We start from the raw sequence: 25,896 nt of genomic DNA, 5'->3' as shown, positions 1-25,896 counted from the left end.
GTTTCAGGTAGGCGGCGCCGCGCCGAGCTTGGCCCAGATCTCGGCCATCATCCCCTTCACCACCTCGAGCGGCGGCTCGCTGGCCAGGTCCTCGAGGTCGAAGAGGTCCGTCGGAATGCCGTCGAGGAAGCGCGACTGCGCGCGCGGCTGGAGCTTGCCGCGCAGGAGCCGCTCGCGGCAGCGCGTGAGCACGAGCTCGTTCATCGCGCGCGTGATCCCCACGTAGCAGAGCCGTCGCTCCTCGGCGATGTCCCCCGTGTCGTGATCGTTCTGATGCGGATTCAGCGTGCGGTCGTGCGGCAGGAGCCCCTCCTCCAGGCCGACGAGCATGACCAGCGGAAACTCGAGCCCCTTCGACCCGTGCAGCGTGGAGAGGGTCAGGCGATCTCCCGGGCCCCCCTGCGGGTCGTCCCCCGAGCCGGCGAGCGCCACACGGTTCAGGTAGTCCCCGAGCGAGGGCTTCTCCACGCGCTTGCAATAGCTCTCGACCCCCGCCACGAAGGCCGCGAGGTGCGCGAGGCGGCGTTCGATCCCCTTGTCGCTCGTGCCCGCAGTGCGGATCTCCGCCTCGAGCTGGAGCTCGCCGACCAGCGCCCGCACCCCCTCGGCCAGGCTCTCGCCGCGCTTGAACCGCGCGCTGCTGCGCTCGACGAGCGAAAGGAAGTCCGCCACCGCCTCGGCCGCGCGATCCCCCGCGCCGAGCACTTCCTCCGCGTGCTTCAGCGCCTGGAAGAAGCTCGTCCCCTGCTGCTCGGCCCACTCGCTCAGCTTGGCGAGCGTCCGCGTGCCGATGCCGCGCGTCGGAAAGTTGATCACGCGCCGGAGCGCGAGCTCGTCGGCCGGGTTGTGGCAGACGCGCAGGTAGGCGATGAGGTCCTTGATCTCCTTCGCCTCGAAGAAGGCCTGTCCGCCGAGGACGCGATAGGGGATCCCCTGCGCGCGCAGCTCGGCCTCGAGGGTGCGCGCGAGGATGTTCGACCGGAAGAGCACCGCCATCTGCCCCGGGCGATAGCGCCCGAGGTCGATCATCTTGCGCGCGTGCCGTCCGACCCACGCGACCTCCGCGTCACCGTCGGGGCAGACCACCAGGCGGACCTTGCCCGCGTCCTGCCGCGTGGGCTTGAGCTCCTTCTCGCGCCGGTCGGGGTTCTGCGCGATGACGCGATTCGCGAGGTCCAGCACCGACGGCACGGAGCGGTAGTTGCGCAGCAGGAAGACCGACTTCGCCCCCGGGAAGTGCCGTTCGAAGTGGAGAATGTTCTCCACCTGCGCGCCGCGCCACCCGTAGATCGACTGGTCGTCGTCTCCCACCACGCAGAGGTTCCGGTGCTCCCCCGCCAGGGCCCGCAACATGCGCAGCTGCGCCGCGTTCGAGTCCTGGTACTCGTCCACGAGCACGTACCGATAGCGCTCGGCCCAGCGCGCGCGGCAAGCCTCGTCCTCCTCCATCAGGCGCACCGGGCGGCAGACGAGATCGTCGAAGTCCACCGCGGCGTACGACTCGAGCAGCTCCTCGTAGATCGGGTAGAGCAGCGAGGCCGCCTGGTCGTAGGGGTCCTCGCTCTCCGCCACGGCGCCGGGCAGCACGAAGGCGTTCTTGTAGGAGCTGATGCGCGCCAGGACCGAGCCCAGGTCGAACGCACGCTCGAGGTGCAGGCGCCGCGTGGCCTCCTTGAGCGTGGCGAGCTGATCCCCGGTGTCGAAGATGGCGAAGCGACGCGCCCGCGGACCGCGCTTGGCCTCGGCCTTGAGCATCGACAGGCCGAGTGCGTGGAAGGTGCAGAGCGTGACCTTGTTCGCGCGCGGGCCGATCATCTTGCTCAGCCGGTGCGCCATCTCCTCGGCGGCCTTGTTGGTGAAGGTCACGGCGAGGAGCTCGTCGGGGGCCACCCCCTGCTCGAGCATGTAGGCGATGCGGTGCGTGATGACGCGCGTCTTGCCGCTCCCCGCGCCGGCCAGCACGAGCAGGGGTCCGTGGATGAGCTCCACGGCACGACGCTGTTCGGGGTTCAGGTTCTGAAACCAGCGGGACATCCGTGCATCGCTCTTTCGCGGAACCGCCACCCTACAGGGCGCGCGGGATCCGGAGCAACGAGAGAACGCCGCGCGAGAGAAACGAGGCGTCGGGATCGCGATCCGGAGGAGGAGATCCGTCGCACCGGGGTTACGCCCGAGCGTAGCGGTGACGCTACCCGTGCTTGGCCAGCGGTCGTCGGGGACGCGGGCCCACGGCAGCGGCCCATGCGGCTCAAGCCGGCGCGACCGCGAGAGGAATGTAGCGAAGCGCGGCGGTGGCGCGGCCGGCGCGCGCATCGCGTCGCAGCTGGCACGAAGGGTGCTTCGCGAGGGCGTGACTCTGGAGGAACCGCCCATGCGCACTCGATGCTCTCGCCACTACCCGGCCTCTCTCGCGGCCGTCTCCTTCGCCTTCGCTCTCGCCCTGGGCGCCGGCAGCGGCTGCTCGGAGGCTCCGCGCGACGCCAACGGCGAGCCCACGGCCTCCGACGGCGAGCCCGACGAGGTCGCGATTCCCGTCGCGCCCACGCACCACCCGTTCAGCACGCTTCCGTCAGCCCGGAGCTTCCTCCCGCTCGCGGACGCCAAGATCCGGTCGGACGCCCCCACGCGCAACTACGGCGCGAGCCCCACCCTGCGCGTGCGTCGCGGCACGAACACCTACCGCAGCTATCTGCGCTTCGAGGTGAAGGGCCTCACGCAGCCGGTCACCTCGGCGAGCCTCCTCCTGTACGTGGCGGATGGCAGCCCCGACGCGGGCACGGTCTTCACCACGGGCAACGACTGGTCCGAGGAAACGCTCAGCTGGAGCAACGCGCCCTCTCCGCTCGCGCGGCTCGACGCTCCCGGCGCCGCCGAGACAGGCAGCTGGATCGAGTTCGACGTGACCTCGGCCGTCACCGGCGATGGCGTCTACAGCTTCGCGCTCGCGAGCCAGAGCTCGAACAGCGCGTACTTCAGTAGCCGCGAAGGCTCCGCGCCGCCCCGGCTGGTGGTGCTGACCAGCGCACCGAGCGACCCGGGTCCCGGCAGCGACGGGGGAGTGAGCCTGCCGCCAGCCGACGGGGGCGCACCTATCGCTGACGCGAAGCCTCAGAACGGAGGGCTCGACGCGGGCGTGGCGCCTCCGCCGGCCGACGGAAGCAGCTCGACCCCACGCACCGATGCGGGCGGCCTGCCTCCCGCGCCGCCCCCGACTGGGCCGGTGCTCGGCATCTGGACCTCGGCGGCCGAGCTGAAGAGCAAGCCCACGAGCGGCGCGGCCTGGACCGAGCTCCTCGCCGACGCGAACGGGGACACCTCGAGCCCCAACGTCTCCAACCAGGACGACCCGACGAACGTGCGCGTGCTCGCCGCGGCGATCGTCTACGCGCGGACCGGCGAGACGAAGTACCGCGACAAGGTGGTCGCGGCCTGCCAGAAGGTGATCGGCACCGAGGCGGGGGGGCGCACCCTGGCCTGGGGGCGCGAGGCAGGAGCCTACGCGATGGCCGCTGATCTCGTCGGGTATCGCACCGCGACCTTCGAGGCCTGGCTCCGGCGCGTGGTCGACGAGGCCAAGTGCTCGCAGCTCGGCATCACGCTGCGCAAGATGTTCGAGAAGCGCCCGAACAACTGGGGCGCGATGGGCTTCGGCTCCGTCACCGCGATCTACCGCTACCTCGGCGACACGACGAACCTGAAGGCCGTGCGCGACTACTGGGCGAAGAGCGTCGCGGGTCCGAACCCCGGCCTCGACTTCGGCGAGCTCTCCTGGCAGGCCAGCGCGAGCGACCCGCGCACCATCAACCCGAAGGGCGCCACGAAGCAGGGAGTGAACCTGGACGGCATCATCCCCGACGATATGCGGCGCGGCGGTAGCTTCACCACCGGCACACCGGGGGCCACGAACTACCCGTGGGGCTTTCTCGCCGGCACGATGATGGGAGCGCGGGTGCTCGAGCGCGCCGGCCTCTCCATCTGGGAAGTGGACAACCGCGCCATCTACCGCGCGGCCTATGCGCTGCAGGAACGGCTCAAAGGGGCCTTCCTCTGCCAGGGCAACGACCTCTGGCAGCTCCCGCTCCTCGACCGCGCGTACGGTACGCACTGGACCGCCTCGGCCGGCTCGAACCGCGTCTGGCGCGCCGGCGAGAATGCGGGCTACGGGTACGTCGTGCAGTAGCGAAGCGGCGTCCGTCGTGCGATCGCGACGGGGCCCCGCGAGCGGCCACGAGCGCGTGCGGGAGCCGGCCACGGGACTTGGCCTCGCCGTCGGCCAGGCCCTCGGCGCGCCTTCTTTCGACAAGTTGCGCTCGCCCCGCGTTCATCCGGGGCTGGCACACGGCTTGCTGTCTCCGCGTCCCACAACTGCATTCTGGTCGTGAGGACCCCATGTCGAGCCGCTGCTCCAGCCCGCTTCGTCTGTCGTGCGCTCTCGCGTGCCGCCTCGGCGGTGCGCTGCTTCTCGCCTCTTGCCTCGTGGCCTCCGGGCGCGCCGAGGCCTCCGGGCGTTACAAGACCGCTCGTCGCGTGGCCGAGGACCATTCCTCCCTCTGCTACAACCCCCCCTTCAAGCGCGAGGGGACGACCGCGGGCGGCGTGCCTTTCGTCGTCGAGGGCCGGCAGCTGAACGGCCAAGCGGGCGTGCTCGTGCGCGTGCCCCACAAGGACGGCCGCGGCGCGACGCTGCGCCACATGGTCTTCGACTACTACTCCCGACCGAAGCAGGACGCGCGCGAATGGGGCGCACGCGCCGCGAAGACCTACAGCGAGCGCCGGAACAAGAACGGCGTCGTGCGCATCGCGGAGCATCGTCACGATGCGTGGCTGCGCTCCGCCGCGCTGGCCCCCGTCGCCGACGGAACCGTGGCCATCGCGCTGAAAGGGAAGTATCGCTCGAGCGCCAGCGGCACCTACGATCCGGCCACCGGGCGCTGCGTGCTCACCTTCGAGGGCCGCGACGTGGTGTTCGAGCGGCTCCGCGGCGAGCCCCGCACGCATACGCTCAACCCCGGCCTCGCCACCGGCATCGAGCTCTACCGCGCCATCGCCGACGCCTTCTGGCGGGGGCTGCGGTAGCGGGGCTTGTCGCGCGGCAGACCGCACGAAACGCCCTCCCCACTTCGCCTCTCATGTAGGGGCCAAGGCGCGGACCTGCGCTAGTGCCGCCTGCTCGGTGCTGGAGTCAGTCGACCACGCGACGGGAACGGCAGGCCCTCGTCGACGAGCGGCCAACCTCGCGAGATCGCGTGAATCGAAACGCGACTCGCGGAAAGCCCAGGCCTCATCCTCCTCGGCGCGCTGCTTCAACCGCTGGAGATCACGCTTCGCGACGCGCGGCACGGCGGCTGCAACCAATCGGTTGCAACAGAGGACACACGCCGCAGATGAGAAACCGCACCCCCCGCAACTTGCTCCTTGGCGCTCTGCTCCCCGTCGCCCTTACCGCCCTCGGAGGCGCGGGCTGCGTGGGTTCTATCGGCGACGGCGAGGGGGAACCGGGCACGGTGGAGGCCTTCACGTACCGTCAGCTCCTGCGCTCGACGAGCGTGCTCGGCTCCGGCGCCGCGATCAACGGCGGGCCGAGCATGGACACCACCGAAGTGGCCGACCTCCAGGTCAACCTGCCGGCCGCGATCGCTCGCGTCAGCACCTGCCACCTCGGCGAGCTGGACGTGCTGCACGTGCTGGTCACGCAGGGGGGCGACAAGACCCCGGTGGTCCTGACCCTCGAGACGGACGAAGGGCACCTGCTCGCCTCCAGGTCGGTGAACGTGGCCGAGCTGCTGCAGAAGGCCCACGGCGCGGAGCCCGGCGCGGTCAAGATCTTCGACCAGCCGCTCGCGGTCCGCGTGCCGGCCGCGCTCGCCGGACGCAGCCAGTTCTACGTGAACCTGTTCCTCTGCGTGGACACGACGCAGGACGGCTCGTGCGCCGACGAGACGGTGAGCCCCCTCGGGGACCTGCCCGACGCCATCGCCGCGCTCGCCGCCAAGACGCGCGTCGCGGCCTTCCGCTCCTTCAAGGCCCAGGTGAACGGTTCGACGCTCGACCTCCAGCCCTCCGACCGCGCCGCCTCCGACGCCACGCAGCCGGAGCAGGTCATGAAGCAGACGCTGAAGAACTTCAACCCGAAGAACCATGGCCTGGCCGGCACGCCGCTCAGCCTGGCGCTCGCCGCGCGCACCGTGAACGTGGAGTGCCAGCCGAAGGTCAAAGTCCGCACCGACGGCTGCTTCGTGGCCGGCACGCGCATCGACCTCGGCGACGGCAAGGTTCTGCCCGTGGAGTACGCCACCCCGGGAATGGAGCTCGCGACCTTCGACGGTCCGCGGCGCCGCGCCGTGCGCGTCGAGGCGGGCCCCGAGCTGGAGTCGGTCATCGCCATCCAGACCGCCGAGGGCCACCGCCTGACGGTGACCCGCGCCCACCCGATGTTCACCGCCGCCGGCCTGAAGCGCGCCTCCGAGCTGACCCTCCGCGACCGCCTCCTCGCCGCCCACGGTGGGTACGCGGCCATCTCGCTCCTGACGCACGAGCGCTACGAGGGGCTCGTCTTCAACTTCGCCCTCGCCGGCGAGACGCCGCGCCAGGGCCAGGCACAGCGCCCGCATCAGATCGTCGCGAACGGCCTGGTGGTCGGAGACCTGGTGCTGCAGCAACGGCTGAGCCAGGAGCGCTCCGCGAAGGCCGCCCGGTAGCGCTCGCACCTCCGCGCGACTGGCAATAGCAGCCAGCGCCAGAAGCCGGTGACGAGTCCAAGACGCCGCGGCTCGAGGCACGCCGCTCGTACCTTCGCCGACTTGCCGCGCGCGTAGGACGTGCCTGCTCGGCACGCAATCTGCAAGTGTGGCCCCAAAAACCCCTTGGATGGAGCACCGACGATGCGCGCTGCAGCGTCATGGATGGTTGGGTGTGTCGCCCTGTGCACGCTGGCTGGTGCGGCCTCGGCAGGGAAGGACGGGTTCATCGTGCAGCCCGGCGACCGCGTCGTCATGCAGACGCTCCGGCGCGTCGCGCGGAAGAATCCCGTGGTGGCCGAGGCTCTGGCGCGTGACGCGGTCCTCGACGTCTATCGCGGCAAGCACGCCACGCAGCCGGGCTACGCGCAGGAGGGGACGCTCCAGCTCGTCGGAGGCACGGTCCGCCTCACGCTGGATTTCCCGACGGGCACGATGGTGCCGCCGCACCGTGTGACGGCGAAGCGGGTTGCGCGCTGGGCGTTCTGGTCTCACCTGCCGATCACGGCCTGGCTCTCCCTCGAGACGCCTCCCACGGCGAAGGAGGTGGAACAGTCGGCAACCCGTCGGGCGGTGGATTTCCTCGTGAAGAACTCGGCCCACCGGGACAGGCAGTGGCTCGGCGCGGAGCTCGCGGGGTACGTGGGCGCGCTTCCCGAGCAACGAGACGCGCTCGACTTCGTCAGGCAGAAGCTGAACGCAACGACCTGGCTCGCCCTCGCGGACCAGGCGGCCGGGGCCAAGCAGGCCTTTCTGGCGCGGCTCCCCGAGGCGGCGGCCGGCGAGTCGCCCGACTGGCTCGTTCGGCTCGGGGCCTTCGTGCTCACGAGAGATCACGGCGCTCCCGCGCGGGGTGCCCCCCAGGATCGCTTCGCGCTCGCCTATACCGAACGCAAGGAGACCCCGACGTGGCTGCGCGGCCTCGCCAAGACGGAGGCCTTCCAGGCCCTCCTGCGCAGCGACGCGAACGCGCGCCAGATCTTTCAGCAGAAGACGTGGACGATGAGGGGCTTCGAGGAGCATGGCCTGGCCGCCTTCGAGACGCTCAAGGTCCTGAAGCGGAATCACGTCCAGCTCCCCTCGGCCCTCGAGGCGCTCGTCGTGGTCGACGAACTGGTCCACAGGTAAGGAGGCTGGCCAGCCTCCTAAGGGACCGCGGCCATCCCGGTGGGGAACGCGCACGGCCTCTCCTTGGGTCTTCCGCTCAGTCTATGACCCGCTTCCCGAGCCGGCGCGATCCGCCGCACGCCGCTCCGCGAGATCTACCGCTCGACGGGTTAACCTGCCCGTGTGAAGGAGGCCAACCATGTCGAAGATCAGTCTCGCTCTCCTGGTCGGCGTCCTTGCCTCCGCCTGCAAGGCGAACGGAAACCCTGGCGCGGACGCCGGCTCCTCCAACACCGACGTGCGACAGGCTCTCTCCGAGGGCTCGCCCGTGTCCGGCGACGGCAGGCCTGGACCCTACGTCACCGCCGACCTCTGGGTCGCGCATCTGTCCAGCAATCACGCGCCGGATGAGAAGCTTCTCGTTCATCTCTGGCCCTCCGGCGGCATTACTGACGCGGACGCCTTCGCGCGTTTCTCCTCGGTAACCACCGTTGCCGCCAGGAACAGCAAGGGTCTCGTCCCGGGCTCGTGGAAGGTCCGCGCGGCACGGAGTGGGCGAGTGGAAGTGGAGTTCAGCGCGGACCCCAGCTTCACCGTGGATCAGGACTACGTCCTCACCGTGCGTAAGGACGGGGTCATCGCGCCGTCGCGAGAGGTCACGCTGTTTCACGTCGGTTCTCTGCCGCGGGTCCGCAGGATCTGCTTTGGCACAGTGCAGGCGGGCGTCGGCTCGAGCATCGATGCCGTGAGCGTCAAGTACTCTGAAGTCGTCCTCGCGTCGACGGTCACTCTGCAAGCGAGTCGCCGAAGCGGCGGAAGCTGGATGCCTCTCGGTGCGCCCGTGCCACAGACGAAGGAGGGTGAAACTCTGGAGTCGCGGTTCGTGCTCGCCGCCTCCCTCGACCCCGGAGTGGCCGTGAAGCTCACGCTCCCTGCAGCGCTCGAGGCCCCGACGGGCAAGAAGCTCGACGGCAAGTACACGGGCCAGAGCGGCTCGGGCCCCCTCGAGGTGGAGCTCCTGCCCGGCAAGTACTTCCGGAAGAACTACGAGAGCGAGTGCTGGGAGCCGCCCCTCGCACTGTGAGCTTCGAGGACCAGGCGGTCGAGGTTGGCACCGCCAGGCTCTCTCCGGCGTACCTCCTGACACAGCGCACTCCCGCCTTGACCCGCTTCGCGCGACCCCTCACGATCAGCTACATGTCTCTCCTCTGGACGCTCCGCAAGTTCGTGGACTCGGTCGAGCACCGTGAAGCGGAGGCCACGCGCCGGCGGGCCTGCGACGGCGCCTGTCGCCAGCGGCACGGAGACGGCGGCGAGGACGGCGAGGCGAGCGCAGCGGCCGAGACGGAGCCGCTCCGCCGCTGCCGGGTCTGCGGGCACAGGTCCCGCGCCGCGTACTGCCCCGAGTGCCTGGCCGACACGATGGTCCCCGATGGGGACAGCGGGAAGCCCTGAGGGCCCGGGGCCGCCCCCTCCCACCTCTGCTACACTTCGAACGCCGAAATTCACCGTACGGCGTGAACCGGAGCCCTGCATGGACGAGCGGCGCAGAGGACGGGCGAGCGTGCCCGAGGCGATTCGCGACGCCGGGGGAGATCGACCGGGCGTGGCCCGCGAGGTGGGCCGCGAAACCGGCGTCCCCGAGGCGCAGGTCCACGGCGTGGCCACGTTCTTCCACCTGCTCGCCGAGCCGGAGGTCCGGCTGCGGATCTGCCAGGGGCTCTCCTGTCAGCTACGGGGCGCGGCGGAGCTCCTCGCGCAGGCGAAGGCCCAGGGACTGCCGGCGGCAGGGTGTTCGTGTCTGGCCGCCTGCGACGCCCCCGTGGCCGCGCTCCGCGACCGCACCCCGCTCGTCGGGCTCGAGGCCGAGGGCCTCGCCGCGGCCGGAGCCGCCCTCGAGGCGCTGCGCTCCGCCGAACCGACACCGCCGGCCCGCCACGCCGACCCCTCGCCCACCGTGTTCGGACTGCACCAGGCCCCACGCCCTTTGGGCGCGGCCTTCGCCCAGGCCCTCGCGCTGGGCCCGGAGCGCGTGTTCGACGCGATCGCCGCCTCGGGGCTCCAGGGTCGTGGCGGCGCGGGCTTTCCCGCCGGCACGAAGTGGCGGGCCGTGGCGAGCCAGCCCGAGCCGGTGCGCTATGTGGTGCTCAACGCGGACGAGGGCGAGCCCGGGACCTTCAAGGACCGCGAGCTCCTCGTGCGTCGTCCGGACCTCGTCGTCGAGGGGCTGGCCATCGCGGCGTCCGCCGTCGGCGCGCGGTCCATCTATTGTTACCTGCGCGGCGAGTTTCGGGCCCCGTGGCAGGCGCTCGCCGCCGCGGTCGCCGAGGCCGAGCGGCGCGCCTGCTACCCGGGGCTGACCTTCGAGCTTCACGCGGGGCACGGGGCGTACATCTGCGGCGAGGAGACGGCCCTCCTCGAGGCGCTCGAGGGGAAGCGGGGGATGCCGCGCCTCAAGCCCCCGTATCCGACGGAGCGCGGGCTCTTCGGCAAGCCGACTCTCGTGCACAACGTGGAAACGATCGCCTGCGTGCCGGCGATCCTCGAGCGCGGGCCCGCGTGGTTCTCCGCCCTCGGTCGCACGGGGGCCGGCACGAAGCTCTACTGCGTCTCCGGGCACGTCGCGTATCCGGGCGTCTACGAGCTGCCGCTCGGCGTCTGCCTCGACGAGCTCGTGGCCGCGGCCGGCGGCTACGTCGGCGAGCTGCGCGCCTTCTCGCCGGGTGGAGCGAGCTCCGGCTTCCTTCCCGCACACGAACGCACGCGGCCGCTCGACTTCGCAGCGCTCGCGCAGGCGGGGTCGATGCTCGGCTCGGCGGGGGTCGTGGTCCTGAACGACACCGTCGACCTCGTCTGGGCCGCCCGCCAGCAGCTCGCCTTCTTCGAGGAGGAGAGCTGCGGGCAGTGCGCCCCGTGCCGCATCGGCACCCGCTTCCTGCGCGAGGCGGTGGACCGCTTCCTCGAGGCGCGAACGAACGATCCGCCGCGTGCCCGCGACGCGCTCGCGCAGCTCGGCGAGGTGGCCTGGGAGATGGGCGAGGCCTCGATCTGCGGCCTCGGCCAGACGGCCGCCTTGCCCCTGACTTCGATCCTGGCGCACTTTCCCGAGGAGCTCGCCACGCCATGAGCCACCCCGACGACCCGACCAAGACCCTGCTGCTCGACGGTGAACGCGTCGCCTTCGCCCCGGGAGAGACGCTGCTCGAGGTGGCCCGGCGCGCGGGACGCGAGATCCCCACGCTCTGCCACGACCCGCGCCTCGCCCCGGCCGGCGCCTGCCGGAGCTGCCTGGTAGAGGTCGCCGGCCAGCGGCGCCTCGCCCCGTCGTGCGCCACCCCGGCCAGCTCGGGCCTCGAGGTGCAGACCGCCAGCGAGCGGGTGCTGCGTCACCGCCGGGCCCTCTTCGCGCTCTACCTCGCCGATCACCCCGCGGCCGGCGAGACCGACCGCGTCCTTTCGCCGAGCGAAGTCCACACCTGGGCCGCCGCGACGGCCGCACCGACCGACTGGCCGCGGCTCGCACCCCAGCGCGCGGGCCGCGACGGGGATCGCAACCCCTACATCCGCTTTCGCCCCGAGCTCTGCATCCTCTGCGCCCGCTGCACGCGCTACTGCGAGGAGGTCGAAGGCGTCAGCGCGATCACCCTCGCCGGCCGCGGCTCGCACACCACCATCGCCACCGCCGACAATGTCTCGCTCCTCGACTCGAGCTGCGAGCTCTGCGGCGGCTGCATCGACGTCTGTCCGACGGGAGCCATGGCCGAGAAGCTCCCGCTCGCCTACGGCCCGCCGGTCGGAAAGCTCGAGCAGGTGCGCACCACCTGCAACTACTGCGGGGTCGGCTGCCAGCTCGACCTCGAGGTGGACCGCGGCGGCCACGACGGCCGGGGCAAGGTCCTCCGCGTCCTCTCTCCGCCCCCCGGCACCACGACCAACGACGGCAACCTGTGCGTGAAGGGGCGCTTCGCCTACGACTTCATCGACCATCCCGATCGTCTCACGACCCCGCTCGTGCGCGCGGAGGACGGCACGCTCCGCGAGGCGAGCTGGGACGAGGCGCTCCGGCGCGCGGCCGACGGACTTCTCGGCGTGAAGGCCCGCCACGGCGCCGACAGCCTCGGGATCGTCTCGTCGTCGCGCTGCACGGGCGAGGAGAACTACCTCGCGCAGAAGCTCGCACGAGCCGTGCTGGGCACGAACAACATCCACCAATGCGCGGCCACCTGACACGCCCCCACGGTGGCCGGTCTGGTCACCACGTTCGGCGCCGGCGCGATGACGAACTCCATCGGTGAGATTCGAGACGCCGACTTCCTGTTCGTGATCGGCAGCAACACCACCGAGGCGCATCCCATCATCGCGATGGAGATGAAGCGCGCGGTTCGACGCGGGGCCACGCTCGTCGTCGCGGACCCCCGGGCCGTCTGGCTCACGACCGTCGCCACGCGCCACCTGCAGCTCCGCCCGGGCACCGACGTCTGGCTGCTGAACGCCCTGGCCCACGTGATCGTGACCGAAGGCCTGACCGACGCGCGCTTCATCGCCGAGCAGACGGAGGGCTTCGCCGCCGTGCGCGAGGCCGTCGCGCGCTACACGCCGGAGGAGGCCGAGACGGTCACCGGCGTGCCGGCCGAGGCCATTCGCCAGACCGCCCGCGAGTACGCCACCACGGCCCGCGCCGGCATCTACTACACGCTCGGCATCACCGAGCACACGCACGGCACCGACAACGTCTACGCGCTGGCGAACCTGGTGCTGATGACCGGCCACCTGGGCAGGCCCTCCGCCGGGATGAATCCGCTGCGCGGCCAGAACAACGTGCAGGGCGCGAACGACGCCGGCGCCACGCCCGTCTTCTACCCCGGCTACCAGCGCGCGGACGACCCCTCCACGCGCGCCGCGTTCGAGGCCGCCTGGGGCTGCGCGCTCCCCACGACGCGCGGCTTGAACCTGAACGAGATGATGAAGGAGGTCGGCGGGAAAATTCGCGGACTGTTCGTGATGGGCGAGGACCTCGTGCTGTCGGAGCCCAACGTCTCGCGCCTCGAGGAGGGGCTGAACCGGGTCGAGTTCCTCGTGCTGCAGGACATCTTCCTCAACGAGACGGCCCGCTTCGCCGACGTGATCCTGCCCGCCACCTGCTTCGCCGAGAAGGACGGCGTCTTCACCAACACCGAGCGGCGCGTGCAGCGCGTGCGCAAGGCCGTGGAGCCACCCGGCCAGGCGCGCGAGGACTGGCAGATCCTCGTAGCCCTCGCGAACCACCTCGGGGCGGCATGGAGCTACGCCAGCGCCGAAGCGGTCTACGCCGAGCTGGCCGCGAGCGCGACGCGCTTCGCCGGCATCAGCCACGCGCGCCTCGACCGCGAAGGGGGCCTGCAGTGGCCCTGCCCCACCCCCGAGCACCCGGGGACCCGCTTCCTGCACGAGGGGGGCATCGCCCGCGGCAAGGGCCAGTTCATGGCGGTCGAATACCGGCCCTCCGCGGAGCCGGCCGACCACCAGTACCCGCTCGTCCTCTCCACCGGGCGCACGCTCTACCACTACAACGCCGCCACGCAGACCCGCCGCGCGGTAGGGCTCCGCGTGAAGCAGCCCGAGGCCTTCGTGGAGCTACACCCCGCGGACGCGGCCTCTCGCGGCATCGCGGCCGGAGCCCTGGTCGAGGTGCGCTCCCGTCGCGGACGCGTGGAGGTGCGGGCCCTCCTCTCGCGCCAGGTGCGCCGCGGCTGCGTGTGGATGCCGCTCCACTTCGCCGAGGCCCGCGCGAACCTGCTCACGGTGGACGACGGCGATTCGATCACCGGCACCGCCGAGTACAAGGTGTGCGCGGTCGAGGTGCACCCCGTGCACGGCGCCCCCGAGGACGCCTCGCGCTTTCCGGGGTCGTACTACGTCGCGGACCCGCTTCCGGCCGCGAAACCCGGTGGAGCCGGACATGGCGCGCGATAGCCGCGGCGACGTCCACGCTCCCCTCGCAGCGCACGCCCCAGCGCGCGACGGCCACGAGGCCGCGGCTCCGGTGGGGCGCCGCTCGCTCGAGGTGGGCATCCTCCACTACCGGCCGGGGGCCCCCGTCACGCGCGAACGCCGGCAGGTCCTCGCCGAGGCGCCGCTGCTCATCCAGGTGGCCGGGGGCGAGAGCTACACGGTGATGCGCACCCCGGGCGAGGACCGCGAACTCGCGCTCGGGTTCCTCTTCGCCGAGGGGATCGTGCGCTCCCTCGCCGACGTGCGACGCATCTCGCCCGGCTGCGACGGAGGAAACACCGTCACGGTCGAGCTCGCGGCGCCGCCCACGCGGGTCGTCCGCCGCAACCTGGTCGTGAGCTCCGCGTGCGGCCTCTGCGGCCGGGCCGACCTGGACGCGCTCCTCGCCGAGCTGGAGTCCTCGCCGCGCGCCCCCGCGATCGCGCTCGACCGGCTCTTCGCCCTGCCGGCGCGACTGCGAAAGCGACAGACCCTCTTCCGGCTCACGGGAGGCAGCCACGCCGCGGGCCTCTTCGACGCGCGCGGAGAGCTGCTCGTGGTGGGCGAGGACCTGGGCCGCCACAGCGCGCTCGACAAGGTGATCGGGCGAGCGCTCGCCGAGGCCCTGCCGCTCGCCGAGCTCGGCGTGATCCTGAGCGGCCGGGCGAGCCTCGAGATGGTGGTGAAGGCCGCGCGCGCACGCCTCGGGCTGGTCGTCGCCGTCAGCGCACCCTCGGAGGCCGCCGTGACCACCGCCCGGCGGCTCGGCATCAGCCTCTGCGGCTTCGCCCGCGGAGACGAGCTCGCGGTCTACACGCACGACCGCTGGGAGGGCCTAGAGGCGAGCGACGCCGTCCCGCTCCCCGGCCCGCGCTGAGCCGCGCGACGAAGCCCGACGGGATGGGTCGCGGCGAGAGCGTCTACTTCGCGGTCGGGGACAGCTTCGCCACCACCGTGCGCAGCGAGGAGACGATGTCGTCCTCGGTGCAACCCCCCTCGCTCGTGGCGCCGCCTTCGCTCACCGACCGCTTGAGGTCGTAGATCACCGAGGTGACCGTGCAGCGAGAGCCGAGCCGCATGACCTGCGACGAGAGCGACTTCTGCGCGGCGATCTCGCGCCCGATCTCGATCTGGCACGACTGCTCGTAGCAGGCCTTGTAGGAGTCCTTCTTCTGGTCACGCAGTCGCTGCTTGAGCTGATCCCGCGGGACCACCTGATAGCGCCCCGTCGCGGCGAGCTGCGTGGCGATGTAGTCGCCAAAGCGCACGCGCGTCTCGTCGGCCAGCCCTGCCCCGCGATCCTCCACATCGAAGACCGCCACGATCGGACGTTCGCTCGCCGGTCGACGCACGAGCACCGCAGGCCCCGGCGTCCTCACGCCCCACCCGCCTTGACCGACGCCGGCGATCCCCGCCCCCGGCCCGGCCCCCGGCCAGCCCGCCACCATGGGCGTGGGCGCCGGTCCGATGCGGTCCCACTGCGCGCTGAGCTCGAGATCCTTGTGCAGGTGTCCCATCCGGCGGGTCACGCAGCCGAGCGTCACGACGAGTCCCACCACCGCGACCGTCACGCGCGCGACGAGCACCTTCCGCCTCGAGGCTTCGCGATCAGCTGCCATAGTTGCGCACCAGCTCCTCGAGAGAGAGCGCGACCCGACGAAAGCAGTCGTTCGAGACGATCGCCACCTGCTCCGCCTCGTCGTAGAAGCCCGAGATGGGGAGCGGCAGGATCGGCAGGAAGAAGCCGAGCCAGAGCAGGCGCGCCTGATACTCGCTGCGCGCCATGAAGCGGCGCCGGTACCTGTCCCCGCGCTTCGGCATCACGGCCTCGATCGTGACGTCGGCCACCGCGCCCACCTTCACCTTGCTGTACCCCACGAAGGCCACGGCCGTGGTCCACCAGGCTTTCTCGTAGCCGAGGTCGAACTGATTGACGTGCGCGTCCACGATCACGACCCCCGGCGCCACGGTCTCCGTGAGCCGGAAGCCCACCTGGCGCAGCTCGGCCGAGAGGCTCTCCTTCACGTAGTCCCGGATCTCCCGGCGATACCTGTCGGGGTGCAGCCGCCGCGGATAGATCGTGAACTCGTCGGGGGCGTTCCAGACGTTCAGCTTCACCGTGAAGCGCGCAGCGCCGGGCTGCGGCATCGCCGTCGGAACGTAGGCCTTGAACTGCTTGAAGTTCGAGCACCCGACGAGGGCGAGGCCCGCGAGCAGGAGCAGCGTGGCCCCCTCGCGAGCTCGTACCCCCTCCGTTCTCGCACGTCCTCGCGTGGTCATGGATGTCCCTGCCGACCGCTACCTTCGCCCGGAACCGCTACTTCGACTTGAGATACCCCTCGATCGCTCCGCCGAGCTTGCGCTGCTCGGTCCCGTCCACGAAGCCCCATCGTCCGCGGAGCACGCCCTCCCGATCCCCGAGAAAGAGCGCCGGCAACGTCACGCCCTTCGGCCCCTTGACGTACTTGCCCGCGGCCACGCCGTACGGGTCCTCGAGCACGGTGAAGGGGACGGGGTTGCGCTGCAGGAACTCGGCGAGCTTCTCGGCGCCGTCGTCGTCCTCGTGCAGCGCCACCATGATCACCTTGAGCCCCCGCTGCCCATACTTCTTATGCAGCTCGACGAGCTTCGGCAATGACGCGACGCACGGTTTGCAGTCGGTACGAAAGAAGTCCAGCAGCACGACGTGCTTGGGCCGACGCGGATCCGCCGGGCCCGGGTAGGCCAGGTGCGAAACGCTGACCAGCGCGCCCTCCCGATCGCGGAGCGCGAAATCGGGCAAGGGCTTGCCGACCTCGGGGGCCGCGCTCGCGGCGCGGGGCAGCAGACTGGCCGACGCGAGGACGAACGCGGAGAGAATTTGGCGAGTTGCGATGGACATGCGGTCTCCGACTCCGGGTTCATCCTAGCCGCTGCCGCCGGCTCTGTCACGGTTCGGCGTGATGTGGGATACAGAAATTCCGGTGGTGCGCGGCGTGCAGCGGATGGGCTTCCCGACCTACTACGGCAGAGCGAAGGAGGCGAGGTTCGACGGCCCGTCGGCGATCCCGATCAGGCGGTAGAGCTTGCGGTCGGGACCCACCTGCAGGATCCCCTCGCTGGCCGGGTCGGCGGGTACGCCGGACGGCAGCACGAGCGGCGAGCCGTCCTCGGCCAGCCGCACGAGCTTGGGGGTCGCCCGCACCTCCAGGTACCAGTCTCCCGAGCTCCGGTCCTGCGTGATGCTGAAGACCGTCCCCTTGTACGAACGCACCAGCGTCAGCGTGTCCGCCACGGGGTTGTAGCGATAGAGCCGACCCTCGGTGGCGCTCACGTAGGTCCCGACCATCACCGACCCGTCGCGACCCGCCGCGAGGCCGAGTATCTGCTCGCCCTGGATGATCTTCACCACCCGCCAGGTGGGCTCCTTGCCGCCCTCGGGGAGCGTGAACTGCGCCAGGCGGCCGAAGGGGCTCGCGTCGCAGCAGTTGGCGCGGGACGGCGCGCAGAACACGCCCGGATGGGCCGGGTCGCACGCGTCGCAGGTGGCCGCCGCCGAACAGGTGTCGGGTTTGAAGTTGCCCACGAAGTAGGTATTGCCGGGGCCCACGGCCAGGCCGTTCGGCGTGCTGACCCCGAAGCCGTTGAAGTGCACCGAGGTGTCGGCAAGGCCGGCCTTCAGGAAGGGCTCGTTCATGAAGCCCGGGCAGTTCGTCTGCCCCGCGCAGCCGCAACCTGGGTCGGTGGGCTTGCAGGTGTGAAGCAGCGTGAGGCCGTTTTTCGCCTGGCAGCTGCACGTCGGGCAGCAGGCGTAGGTCACCACCACGCGCCGCTTGGCCGGGTCGGGATCGACCAGCGCGAAGCCCATGTTCTGGTTCGCGTTGCCGAGGAACTTGCTCACCGCCTGGCCGAGCTGCCCGGGCACGAGCATCGTGTAGTCCGTGCCGCTGATCATGGACGTCAGGTAGGCGTTGCAGCTCGGGTCGAAGTCGATGTCCCAGATGGCCTGCAGGTGGGGCGCGATGGCCGTGGTCTGCACGGTGCAGCTCGCGCACACCCCTTCGTCCACGAGCCCGTCGCAGTCGTTGTCGAAGCCGTCGCAGCTCTTTTCCACCGCCTCGTAGCCCGGGCCGCTGCAGGTCCAGTTGCCCCCGACGCACCGCGGGGGCTGGAGCGCGCAAACCCCCTTGCTGCAGAGGCCGGGAGGGGCCGCGCCCAGGCAACCGGCGTCGTTACGGGGACCCTGGTCCGCCGCGCCCCGGTCGCCAGCACCCCGGTCGGCAGCGCCCCGGTCGCCCGCCCCGTCCGGTTTCGGGGTCACCCCGTCCCGACCGGGCGCGCCGTCGGTGCCGCCCCCGCGATCCATCGTCGCGTTCGCGTCGGCGGTCATCCCGTCGCGGGCCACGCTTCCGTCCGACGTGGCGCTCGGGGTGCTCGAGCACGCGCCGACGAGCCCCACGGCCAGCACCATCACCACCAGCGCGCCGCGCGGCGCGCGACGCAAGCCAACCCTCGTCATAGGCTTCCTCCGTCGACAGATAGCTTAGCTAAGGGGCAATACGATATCACCCGGCGAGGGCCGGAGCCACTGCCGCAGGAGAACGTCGCTTGGTGCAGAGGAGGGGGGAGGAGAAAGGAGCTACTTGCAGGTCTTCGAGCCCGACTTGCCGCCGCACGAGCCGGAGCAGCACTGGCTACCCGCGGTGCAGCTCGTCCCCTTGGCCTGGCAGACGGGCGTGACGCAGGTCGAGCAGCCGCAGGGATCGGCCGACGGCGAGCAGACCTTACCCACCGCGCAGTCCGCGTTCGTCGTGCAGGCTCCCGTGCAGGTGGCGTAGCCGTTCGTCGTCATCGCCGCCGAGGTGGACCCGATGTCCAGCTTGCCGTAGCCCCAGTCGTTGTTCACGGGCTTAGTGGTACCGACGACGCCGTCGGTGTCGGTGAAGGCGCTGTTCGGCGAGTTGCGGACCGTATCGGTGGCGTCGTCGTGACGCGCGCTCGCGAGGAAGAGCTTCCGCAGGCAAGCGTCGGTGAGGTCGCGCTTCTGATCGAGGAGCACCGCGATGGCCCCCGTCGCGTTCGGCGTGGCCATGCTGGTCCCCTGCAGGATGTTCGCCTCGAGCCCGGGGAGCACCCGGTTGGAGCCGAAGTGGTACGGCCCGCCGGCGGACATGGCGACGCACTTGTTCGGCCACTGGTGCTGCCGCACGAAGTGCGAGTAGGTGGAAGCGATGCCTACGCCCGGCGCCGCGATCTCCGGCTTCAGCACGCCATCGCGCCGCGGACCGCGTCCCGAGAAGTAGGCCAGCTCGCCGAGCTCGAAGACCTCGTAGTAGCCGAGCTCACCCGCGCTGTAGGCCTGCTCCGTCGAGGAGACCGCCGTGCACTGCGCGCCGTAGGCGTAGGTCCAGCTCTGCCGCGTCTGGTAGGCCGCCACGGCGATGACCTTGTTCGCCGAGGCCGGCGTGCCGATGGTCATCTTGTTGTCGGACTCGCGACCGCCGAAGCGCGGTGTCTTGTTGATCTCGGTCCGGGGCTCGGCCTTCCAGCCGGCGGTCACGCTGTCGCTCGCGCCGTACCAGGCGTGATAGGTGCCGGCGCAGGTGCTGGTGCTGGTTGCGGGCTCGAGCCGGATGGTCCACGTCCCCGCCGCGGGCTTCGTACCGTAGTAGTCCGAGATCTCCACGTACACCTCGTGGTCGGGGGTCGTGGTGCCCGAACCGAGCTGGTCGCCGCCGTTCCCGACGAGGATCGCGCCCTGGGTCGTGTTGAACCCGCTGTACGCGCTGCCGGTGACCCAGGTGTTGCGGTAGGCGCCCGCGGTGCTCGGCGGATAGACGCTGCCGTTAGGCGCGGTGACGCGCACGCGGCACTTGTTGCCGCTCTTGTACCAGATATCGAAGAAGCCGTAGTCGCTCGCCGACGGCGCGTAGCTCGGGAAGCGGAAGGTGATGTTGTCCGCGTTCATCGCGCCGCTGCCGTGAAGCGCATAGCCCCAGGTGAGCTTCGTCGACCAGTTGTTCGCGCCCGGATTGCCGGCCGCCACGGCCACCACCTTGCCCGGGCCCGTGAGCGCGTCGATGCCCCGCTCCTCGAGGCTCGTGCCGTCGCGCACGCCGTAGTCCGAGCCGAGGCTCATATTGATCACCGCCGGTTTGCCGAGCGCGGCGGCCCGCTGGAAGATGTAGTTCACGCCGTCGATGATCGACGCGTCGGAGTTCCGCCCTCCGTCGAAGTCGAACTTCACGATCACGAGCTCCGCGTCGGGCGCCCCGCCCATCTTGCCGCTGCCGCTGCCATCACCGGCCGCGGAGCCCGCCACGTGCGAGCCGTGCCCGTCCTCGTCGCGCGCGGCAGCCCGAATCGGGTAGCCGGGGGCGGTCGCACCAAATTCGTTCGTCAGCTCGCTCCAGCTATTGTCGTAGTTCTGGAGCGCGTCGTTGATCACTGCGCGCGTGTACTCGTGGCCGTAGGTGAACCCCGTCGGCGGGTTGCCGTCTGCCGTATCCGACTGGTCCCAGTAGTAGGCCACCCGCGTCTCGGGAGTGCAACCCACGCACTCCGTCGCGTCCTTGATGAAGTCCTTGTGCGTCCAGTCGATGCCGGTGTCGATGACGCCGACCACCACGCCCGCCCCACGATACGACCGCGGGTTGTTCATCCCCGCCTGCGTCCCCGCGGGCGTGGCGAAGAGGTCGTTCGACTTGTCGTTCATCGCCTTCATCGCGCGCGAGGCTTCGATGCGCGTCACCTCGGAGAGTGCGGCGATGGCCTGCACGCGCGAGAGCGGGGTCGTCGCGGTGATGATCCCGTCGTTGGTCACCGTGCGTACCGTCACGCCGAGCGCCTGCAGCTTGCTCACCGCGCTCGGGTCGGCCTGGATCAGCACGTCGATCAGGGCCTCCTGCTTCCCGTTCACCCGGCCCGAGCGCAGCTGCACGAGCTTGCGCGGGAAGGCCCGATGCGCGTTCGCCGCCGTCACGCCGCGGCCCGCGATGGCTTGCAGGATCACGTCGGCCTTCTCGAGCCCCGTGAGCCCCGCCCGCCACGTCCCGACGGCGCCGCCCGTGTTCTCGTCGTTCCCACAGGCCCCGAGCCCGAAGGCCAGGACCACCGCCAGAACTCCGCTCGCGCTTCGCAGATGCCCGCGCCGCATGCAACCCTCCACTACGTGTAGAGAAACCCTCGCCAACGTGAGCCGCGATCCTACGCGCGACTCCACCTGCACACTAGGTCGCACAACGTAAGAGGAATGACAACGGGTCTTTTTTTTGCACAACATTACATCGTGTTAGTGTGAATCTGAGGGCTGTGACTCATTGCAGCATGTTCGCCGTCATAGAGTAATTTGGATTACACTTGGCCGTCCGCCGCGCCTCCGGCCCGACCGTGAAGAGGTGCGGACCGCAACGGACGGACCGCGAAGTACCCATCCCTGGACCTGGTCGCGCGCTGAACACCGGAGCTCGGATGGCGTCCGCGGCGCCGCTTCGGATCCCGAAGGCCCCGGGCCGGCTCGCTCCGCACGGCTCTCCATGGTCACGAGGAGTTGAGGATGCGGGGCCCGGGCACGGCAGTTGCCCTTCGCCCCTGCGTGCACGACGCGGGCGGGAGAGCGCAGATGCGCGGCGCCGCTGGTTGGCGTGGTGCGGCTCTATCTACCTCCGGGAGGACACCATGAAAGCGTTTGCTCGTTCGTTGTCTCTGGCCGTGCTCGGCGGCGTGCTCTTCGCCGCGGCGCCGGTGCGCGCCGACATCCCCATGCCGTACCGCGCCGACCGCCAGACGGCGAAGTCGATGAAGAGCATGATCGCGGCCAGCCTGAACCGGCAGTACAACCCGACCAAGGCCTTCACCACCCGCAGCATCCGGCTCGGCGACCTGTGGAGCCACGGCGGGCTGCGCCCGACCGACCAGGGCCGCACCATCACGGCCGACTTCCGCGCGACCAAGCGCATGGTGCAGCTGGCGCACAGCCGGAAGCAGATCGGTCCCTTCCAGGGGATCGCCTCCTTCCTCGAGGGCGGCTTCGCGGGCGGCCTGGTCCTGCAGCAGGTCAACGCCTGGAAGTACGTGCGCCCCGAGCCGGCCCAGCCCCCGGCGCCCGCCCCGATCCCGGGCCCGATCGGCGGTCAGCCGCACAATCCTCCGCAGCCTCCGGCGCACCGCTAGCAGGCAAGTGCACGGCCCGGCGGAGTGCGTCGGGCCCGAAGCGCGCGGCGATCTGATCCAGCACCGCGCCGAGTCCCACGCGGTCGGCGACCTGCTGCGCCGCACCCTCCCCGTCGAGCAAGCCGAGCTGCACCGCCCCCGGCTCGGTCACGAAGCCCGACAGACTCACCCCCGTCAGGCGCACGCCTCTTCGCTCCAGCTCCGGAACCCGCGCGAGGAGCGCGCACGCCACCCGGCCCACCGTGCTGCCGTCGTCCGTCGCCTCCTTCAGCGAGGCGCGGCGACTCAGCCGCCGGTGGTCGGCGTACTTGATCTTCAGCGTGACCACGCGCGTCCGGAGCCCGAGGGCCCGTAGGCGCGCTGCGGCCCGGTCGGCCTGATCCAGCAGGTGCGCGCGGAGTCGCTCCCGGTCGAAGCAGTCCTCGTCGAAGGTGTCCTCGTGGCCCACCGAGACCGCCTCGCGGTCGGGGACCACGTCGCGGTCGTCGAGCCCCCGCGCCAGCCGCAGCAGATGCACCGCGCGCGCCTCGCCGATCGCGCGCGCCAGGGTCCGCTCGTCGAGACGCGCGAGCTCCCCGATCGTCCGCAGCGCCAGCGCCGACAGCGCCTCCTCGGTGCGCGGCCCCACCCCCCAGAGCCGCGAGATCGGCAGCGGTCCGAGGAACGTCGCCACCTCCTCCTCGGCCACCACGAGCAGGCCGTCGGGCTTGGAGAGGTCGCTCGCGATCTTGGCCAGAAACTTCGTCGGCGCCACACCCACGGAGACGACGAGGGCGAGCTCGTCGCGTACCGCCTGCTTGATCCCCCGCGCGATGGCCGGCCCCTCGCCGAGCAACCGCTCCGCCCCCGTCACGTCCAGGAACGCCTCGTCGAGCGAAAGGCCCTCCACGAGCGGCGAGTAGCGCCCCAGGATGCCGAAGAATTGCCGCGACACGGCCGCGTAGTGGGACATGCGCGGCGCGAGCACCACCGCCTCGGGGCAGAGCCTCACCGCCCGGGCCATCGGGATCGCCGAGCGCACGCCGAAGGGGCGCGCCTCGTAGGACGCGGCGCAGACCACGCCCCGGCGGACCGACCCGCCGACGATCACGGGGCGGCCGCGCAGCTCGGGGCGATCCCGTTGCTCGACGGAGGCGTAGAAGGCGTCGAGGTCGCAGTGCAGGATAACGCGCGGCACGAGGGACTCCCGCACCGCACTCTACCGCACGCGCGGGCGGCTGTGACGTCGCGCCGGCGCGTCAGTTCTCCTTCGCCCCTTCCGCGATCCACTGCCGGAGCACCGCGTGGTCCGGATCCCCAACCTTCCAGTGCTGCCCGCCGCCGTGCTTGCCGCCCGTCATGGGCTTGGCGAGGAGCAGGCTCGCGTCGGGCGTCACGGTGTTCACCACGTCGGCGAGCCCCTTCGCCGAGAGGGCGTCCTTCTGGTAGCCGGACAGGTCCAGACCCGCGCTGAAGTCGAAGTTCTCAGTGCCGTAGGCCACGTTCGGCTTGGTCGAACCCGGTACGTGGCAGGCCTTGCACCGGTTCTTCAGCACGGGCAAGACGTGCTGGCGGAAGCTCACCCCCGTCTTCGGGAAGCTGGCCAGCGACCCGTAGCTCACGGGAGCCACGGGTCCACGCGTGCCCGTCGGCGCGTGGTGCATGTTGCAGGACATCCGCGGCGCCCCCATCCCCCCCACGGGCGCGAGGGTGACCATGGTCCGCACCACGTGGCCGCCCTGGTGAACCCAGGCCTTGTAGCGCCAGTTGGCGGGGCTCTTCGGGTCGCCCCCGAGCCGCGGGTCGGCGGCGACGGGTTCGTAGGTGAAGAAGTTCCCCGCCGCGTTGCTGGTCATGCTGATCACCTTGCCGGTCACGTCCCGCAGCACGACCTCGGCGCCGGCCAGAGGCTCTCGTCCGGCCTTGTCCTTGTAGAGCGTCCCCCCGACGGTGAAGACGAACTTCCCCGCGCTCCGCCCCTCCAGGTGGCAGATGCCGCAGTCCGCCCCGGGGAAGTGGAGCGCGTTCTTCGGGTCCCCGGTGACCTTACCGTTGTCCTTGCCCGGGGCGTGCCCCGTCGGGAGCGCGGCCCACTTCTGCCCGGCGGGGGTGAAGGGTGCGGGCTCCTCCCCGCGCGAGAGACCGACGGTCAGCGCGAGGCTGCCGGCGCACGCGCTGATTAGTATTAGAGTTCTTTTTCGCATTGTTCGCTTCCTTCCGCGGGTCCCGCCGGGTCAGGGGGTCTGCAGGCGCTGCGCCTGGCCGCTCTTGAGGGTGAAAACGAACGCTCCTCCTTTTTCCTGCTCGAGCCGGGGCGCGCCGAGCACCACGCTCCCCGCCGGCCCTGCCGCCACCGTCCCGCCCAGCTCGCCGCTCGGCGTGTCGGCCACGAGGGTCCGGACCGCGGAGCTGGCCCCGACCTCGCCGCCCCCCTTTCCGAGCAGCTCCTCGGTGTGGAAGAGGTAGCCCTTGCCGGCCACGGGCGAGGTTCCGCCCTGGCCCCCCGCGGCCCAGCGCGCCCCGACCACGAGGTCCGGCGCACCGCCGCCGTTCACGTCCGGCACCAGCGCCACGCTCGCGCCGAACTGGCTCGCATCGGCCTCGCCCACGAGCTTGACCAGGCGCGTCGCCGGGTCGCTCTCCAGGATGTCGGTGGGCAGCTTCTTCGCGCCCCTGAACAGGTAGACACATCCTCGGTTGGTGAAGAGGTCGGGCACCGTGCGCGAGGGATTGGCCACGACGAGATCCCCCACGCCGTCGCCGTCCAGGTCCCCGGCCACCGCCAGCGCGTTGCCGAAGCCCGAGCCGGTGTGTCCCGTGGCCGTGAGCGGCCGGCCGTGAATTTCGCTATCGGCTTCGGGGGTGCTCGCGAGGTGCTGCTGCAGATCTTTTCGCCCGAGGAAGACCAGCACCGAGTGGCCTGTCCCGACGAGGAGCTCCGAGAGGCCGTCGGCCGTGAGGTCCCCGACGGCGAGCGCCGCGGCCCCGATGGCCCCCTGCTGGGCGCTCCCCCCGAGCTTCACGTCGGCGGCGTCGGTGAGAGCCTTGCCGCTCCGGTAGAGGTACACCGCACCGCTGTAGAGCTGGTAACCACGCGCCAGCGGCGCCGCGACGACGAGCTCGCTCCTGCCGTCCCCGTCCAGATCTCCGCCGGCGACCGACGAGCCGAACCGGTCGAGCGCGACCTCGCCCGACAGCTTCGCCAGGCGCGTGGGTGGAAGCTGGCCCCCTCGGTAGACGTAGACCGCGCCGGAGAGGGGCATCCTCCCCGTCGCGTGGAGCGCCGAAACGGCGAGCTCCGGCTTTCCATCCCCGTCCACGTCCCCGACCGCCGCCACGCGGGCCCCGAAGCTGTCACCCTCCGTCTCTCCGAGGAGCTTCGCCGCCGGAGTCGACCCGAAACCGCTCGCCGAGCCGCGATAGATGAGGACCGCGCCCGCGCGGGCTCCCTCGCTCGAGGAGGGCGCCCCCACCACGAGGTCGAGGTGTCCGTCGCCGTCGAGGTCGAGAACGGCAGCCGAGGTACCGAGCTCGCCCGGCACGAAGGGGGGCGGCGGCCCCGCGTCGGCTCGCGTCGCGTCACCTGTCCCGCGGTCGACGCTCCCGGCCTCGAGGGGGCTCCGTCCATCGGGGATCGCCGCGTCCCGCGCGAGAGCCACGTCGGCCGTAGCCCCCGCGTCGGCGCTTCCCCCTCCGCTCGGCGAGCACGCCAATCCGGCCCAGGCGTACCCGAGCACGAGCCATTTGCAGGTCGCTCTTCCTCTCATGACGCACGTCTCCTGTTCGGGCGGCGGCTCGCGCCCGCGGTCAACTCACTGGAGGAGTCTTCTAGGCGTGCGCGACGCGCCCGCCCGTCATCGTCTCGCTTGCCTGTATCAAGGTCCGCGCGTGCGCGGCACTAGGCAAAGTGCCGCATCGGGCAAGTTGTCGCAGCCACCCGCGGGTCGGGACG

Annotated in this window: 20 protein-coding genes; 11 read left to right on the top strand and 9 right to left on the bottom strand. The window is 71.1% G+C overall.

Features of this window, described 5'->3' with window-relative positions; genetic code table 11:
* Positions 1-3: 3 nt before the first annotated feature.
* The gene (locus IT371_19765; protein MCC6749912.1) at positions 4-2,034 is read right to left on the bottom strand and encodes a UvrD-helicase domain-containing protein; all 2,031 of its coding nucleotides are present in this window, start codon (positions 2,032-2,034) and stop codon (positions 4-6) included.
* Between the two features lie 337 nt (positions 2,035-2,371).
* Here IT371_19765 and IT371_19760 point away from each other — a divergent pair, with 337 nt between their 5' ends.
* The 10 genes from IT371_19760 to fdhD all read left to right on the top strand — a co-directional run bounded on the left by IT371_19760 (position 2,372) and on the right by fdhD (position 14,691).
* A complete protein-coding gene (locus tag IT371_19760; protein ID MCC6749911.1) occupies positions 2,372-4,180 on the top strand; it encodes a DNRLRE domain-containing protein in 1,809 nt (602 codons plus the stop codon).
* Between the two features lie 209 nt (positions 4,181-4,389).
* Positions 4,390-5,076 (top strand): hypothetical protein, encoded by a 687-nt coding sequence (locus tag IT371_19755; protein MCC6749910.1) that lies wholly within the window; start codon positions 4,390-4,392, stop codon positions 5,074-5,076.
* 308 nt (positions 5,077-5,384) lie between these two features.
* Complete coding sequence (locus IT371_19750; protein ID MCC6749909.1) at positions 5,385-6,698, top strand: hypothetical protein; 1,314 nt, start codon at positions 5,385-5,387, stop codon at positions 6,696-6,698.
* Between the two features lie 183 nt (positions 6,699-6,881).
* Complete coding sequence (locus tag IT371_19745) at positions 6,882-7,865, top strand: hypothetical protein (protein MCC6749908.1); 984 nt, start codon at positions 6,882-6,884, stop codon at positions 7,863-7,865.
* Positions 7,866-8,043: 178 nt separating this feature from the next.
* Positions 8,044-8,928, top strand: a complete 885-nt coding sequence (locus IT371_19740) for a hypothetical protein (protein ID MCC6749907.1) — start codon at positions 8,044-8,046, stop codon at positions 8,926-8,928.
* Positions 8,929-9,041: 113 nt separating this feature from the next.
* Positions 9,042-9,299, top strand: coding sequence for a hypothetical protein (locus IT371_19735; protein ID MCC6749906.1), 258 nt, complete (start codon positions 9,042-9,044; stop codon positions 9,297-9,299).
* Between the two features lie 79 nt (positions 9,300-9,378).
* Positions 9,379-10,971 (top strand): SLBB domain-containing protein, encoded by a 1,593-nt coding sequence (locus tag IT371_19730; protein ID MCC6749905.1) that lies wholly within the window; start codon positions 9,379-9,381, stop codon positions 10,969-10,971.
* Positions 10,968-12,071 (top strand): (2Fe-2S)-binding protein, encoded by a 1,104-nt coding sequence (locus IT371_19725; GenBank protein MCC6749904.1) that lies wholly within the window; start codon positions 10,968-10,970, stop codon positions 12,069-12,071. The genes IT371_19730 and IT371_19725 overlap by 4 nt, the downstream gene beginning before the upstream one ends.
* A 48-nt stretch (positions 12,072-12,119) precedes the next feature.
* Positions 12,120-13,796: a molybdopterin-dependent oxidoreductase gene (locus IT371_19720; protein MCC6749903.1), complete on the top strand. Its 1,677-nt coding sequence runs from the start codon at positions 12,120-12,122 to the stop codon at positions 13,794-13,796.
* Positions 13,783-14,691: a formate dehydrogenase accessory sulfurtransferase FdhD gene (fdhD, locus tag IT371_19715; protein ID MCC6749902.1), complete on the top strand. Its 909-nt coding sequence runs from the start codon at positions 13,783-13,785 to the stop codon at positions 14,689-14,691. The genes IT371_19720 and fdhD overlap by 14 nt, the downstream gene beginning before the upstream one ends.
* Before the next feature lie 43 nt (positions 14,692-14,734).
* Here fdhD and IT371_19710 read toward each other — a convergent pair whose 3' ends face one another.
* The 5 genes from IT371_19710 to IT371_19690 all read right to left on the bottom strand — a co-directional run bounded on the left by IT371_19710 (position 14,735) and on the right by IT371_19690 (position 20,949).
* Complete coding sequence (locus IT371_19710) at positions 14,735-15,433, bottom strand: hypothetical protein (protein ID MCC6749901.1); 699 nt, start codon at positions 15,431-15,433, stop codon at positions 14,735-14,737.
* On the bottom strand, positions 15,423-16,094 hold the full coding sequence (locus tag IT371_19705; protein MCC6749900.1) for a hypothetical protein: 672 nt from the start codon (positions 16,092-16,094) through the stop codon (positions 15,423-15,425). The genes IT371_19710 and IT371_19705 overlap by 11 nt, the downstream gene beginning before the upstream one ends.
* A gap of 37 nt (positions 16,095-16,131) precedes the next feature.
* A complete protein-coding gene (locus IT371_19700; protein MCC6749899.1) occupies positions 16,132-16,695 on the bottom strand; it encodes a TlpA family protein disulfide reductase in 564 nt (187 codons plus the stop codon).
* Between the two features lie 120 nt (positions 16,696-16,815).
* The gene (locus IT371_19695) at positions 16,816-18,297 is read right to left on the bottom strand and encodes a hypothetical protein (protein ID MCC6749898.1); all 1,482 of its coding nucleotides are present in this window, start codon (positions 18,295-18,297) and stop codon (positions 16,816-16,818) included.
* A gap of 135 nt (positions 18,298-18,432) precedes the next feature.
* Positions 18,433-20,949: a S8 family serine peptidase gene (locus tag IT371_19690; protein ID MCC6749897.1), complete on the bottom strand. Its 2,517-nt coding sequence runs from the start codon at positions 20,947-20,949 to the stop codon at positions 18,433-18,435.
* A gap of 521 nt (positions 20,950-21,470) precedes the next feature.
* Between IT371_19690 and IT371_19685 the strand changes: the two genes are divergently transcribed.
* Positions 21,471-21,965 (top strand): hypothetical protein, encoded by a 495-nt coding sequence (locus IT371_19685; protein ID MCC6749896.1) that lies wholly within the window; start codon positions 21,471-21,473, stop codon positions 21,963-21,965.
* Here the strand turns inward: IT371_19685 and dinB are convergent.
* The 3 genes from dinB to IT371_19670 form a co-directional block, all read right to left on the bottom strand.
* The gene (gene dinB, locus IT371_19680; protein MCC6749895.1) at positions 21,850-23,142 is read right to left on the bottom strand and encodes a DNA polymerase IV; all 1,293 of its coding nucleotides are present in this window, start codon (positions 23,140-23,142) and stop codon (positions 21,850-21,852) included. The two genes, IT371_19685 and dinB, sit on opposite strands and share 116 nt — an antisense overlap.
* A 61-nt stretch (positions 23,143-23,203) precedes the next feature.
* The gene (locus IT371_19675; protein ID MCC6749894.1) at positions 23,204-24,148 is read right to left on the bottom strand and encodes a hypothetical protein; all 945 of its coding nucleotides are present in this window, start codon (positions 24,146-24,148) and stop codon (positions 23,204-23,206) included.
* A 30-nt stretch (positions 24,149-24,178) separates the two neighbouring features.
* Positions 24,179-25,711 (bottom strand): VCBS repeat-containing protein, encoded by a 1,533-nt coding sequence (locus IT371_19670; GenBank protein MCC6749893.1) that lies wholly within the window; start codon positions 25,709-25,711, stop codon positions 24,179-24,181.
* Between the last annotated feature and the right edge of the window lie 185 nt (positions 25,712-25,896).

This window comes from Deltaproteobacteria bacterium, from assembly GCA_020848905.1.
Taxonomy (GTDB): domain Bacteria; phylum Myxococcota_A; class Polyangia.
Note: the sequence above shows the minus strand (reverse complement) of the source record. Positions and strands in the feature narration are given on the sequence as shown.

Coding starts and splice junctions, on each gene's coding strand:
- IT371_19765 (MCC6749912.1), bottom strand. CDS start 2,034: ATGTCCCGCTGGTTTCAGAACCTGAACCCCGAACAGCGTCGTGCCGTG.
- IT371_19760 (MCC6749911.1), top strand. CDS start 2,372: ATGCGCACTCGATGCTCTCGCCACTACCCGGCCTCTCTCGCGGCCGTC.
- IT371_19755 (MCC6749910.1), top strand. CDS start 4,390: ATGTCGAGCCGCTGCTCCAGCCCGCTTCGTCTGTCGTGCGCTCTCGCG.
- IT371_19750 (MCC6749909.1), top strand. CDS start 5,385: ATGAGAAACCGCACCCCCCGCAACTTGCTCCTTGGCGCTCTGCTCCCC.
- IT371_19745 (MCC6749908.1), top strand. CDS start 6,882: ATGCGCGCTGCAGCGTCATGGATGGTTGGGTGTGTCGCCCTGTGCACG.
- IT371_19740 (MCC6749907.1), top strand. CDS start 8,044: ATGTCGAAGATCAGTCTCGCTCTCCTGGTCGGCGTCCTTGCCTCCGCC.
- IT371_19735 (MCC6749906.1), top strand. CDS start 9,042: ATGTCTCTCCTCTGGACGCTCCGCAAGTTCGTGGACTCGGTCGAGCAC.
- IT371_19730 (MCC6749905.1), top strand. CDS start 9,379: ATGGACGAGCGGCGCAGAGGACGGGCGAGCGTGCCCGAGGCGATTCGC.
- IT371_19725 (MCC6749904.1), top strand. CDS start 10,968: ATGAGCCACCCCGACGACCCGACCAAGACCCTGCTGCTCGACGGTGAA.
- IT371_19720 (MCC6749903.1), top strand. CDS start 12,120: ATGACGAACTCCATCGGTGAGATTCGAGACGCCGACTTCCTGTTCGTG.
- fdhD (MCC6749902.1), top strand. CDS start 13,783: ATGGCGCGCGATAGCCGCGGCGACGTCCACGCTCCCCTCGCAGCGCAC.
- IT371_19710 (MCC6749901.1), bottom strand. CDS start 15,433: ATGGCAGCTGATCGCGAAGCCTCGAGGCGGAAGGTGCTCGTCGCGCGC.
- IT371_19705 (MCC6749900.1), bottom strand. CDS start 16,094: ATGACCACGCGAGGACGTGCGAGAACGGAGGGGGTACGAGCTCGCGAG.
- IT371_19700 (MCC6749899.1), bottom strand. CDS start 16,695: ATGTCCATCGCAACTCGCCAAATTCTCTCCGCGTTCGTCCTCGCGTCG.
- IT371_19690 (MCC6749897.1), bottom strand. CDS start 20,949: ATGCGGCGCGGGCATCTGCGAAGCGCGAGCGGAGTTCTGGCGGTGGTC.
- IT371_19685 (MCC6749896.1), top strand. CDS start 21,471: ATGAAAGCGTTTGCTCGTTCGTTGTCTCTGGCCGTGCTCGGCGGCGTG.
- IT371_19675 (MCC6749894.1), bottom strand. CDS start 24,148: ATGCGAAAAAGAACTCTAATACTAATCAGCGCGTGCGCCGGCAGCCTC.
- IT371_19670 (MCC6749893.1), bottom strand. CDS start 25,711: ATGAGAGGAAGAGCGACCTGCAAATGGCTCGTGCTCGGGTACGCCTGG.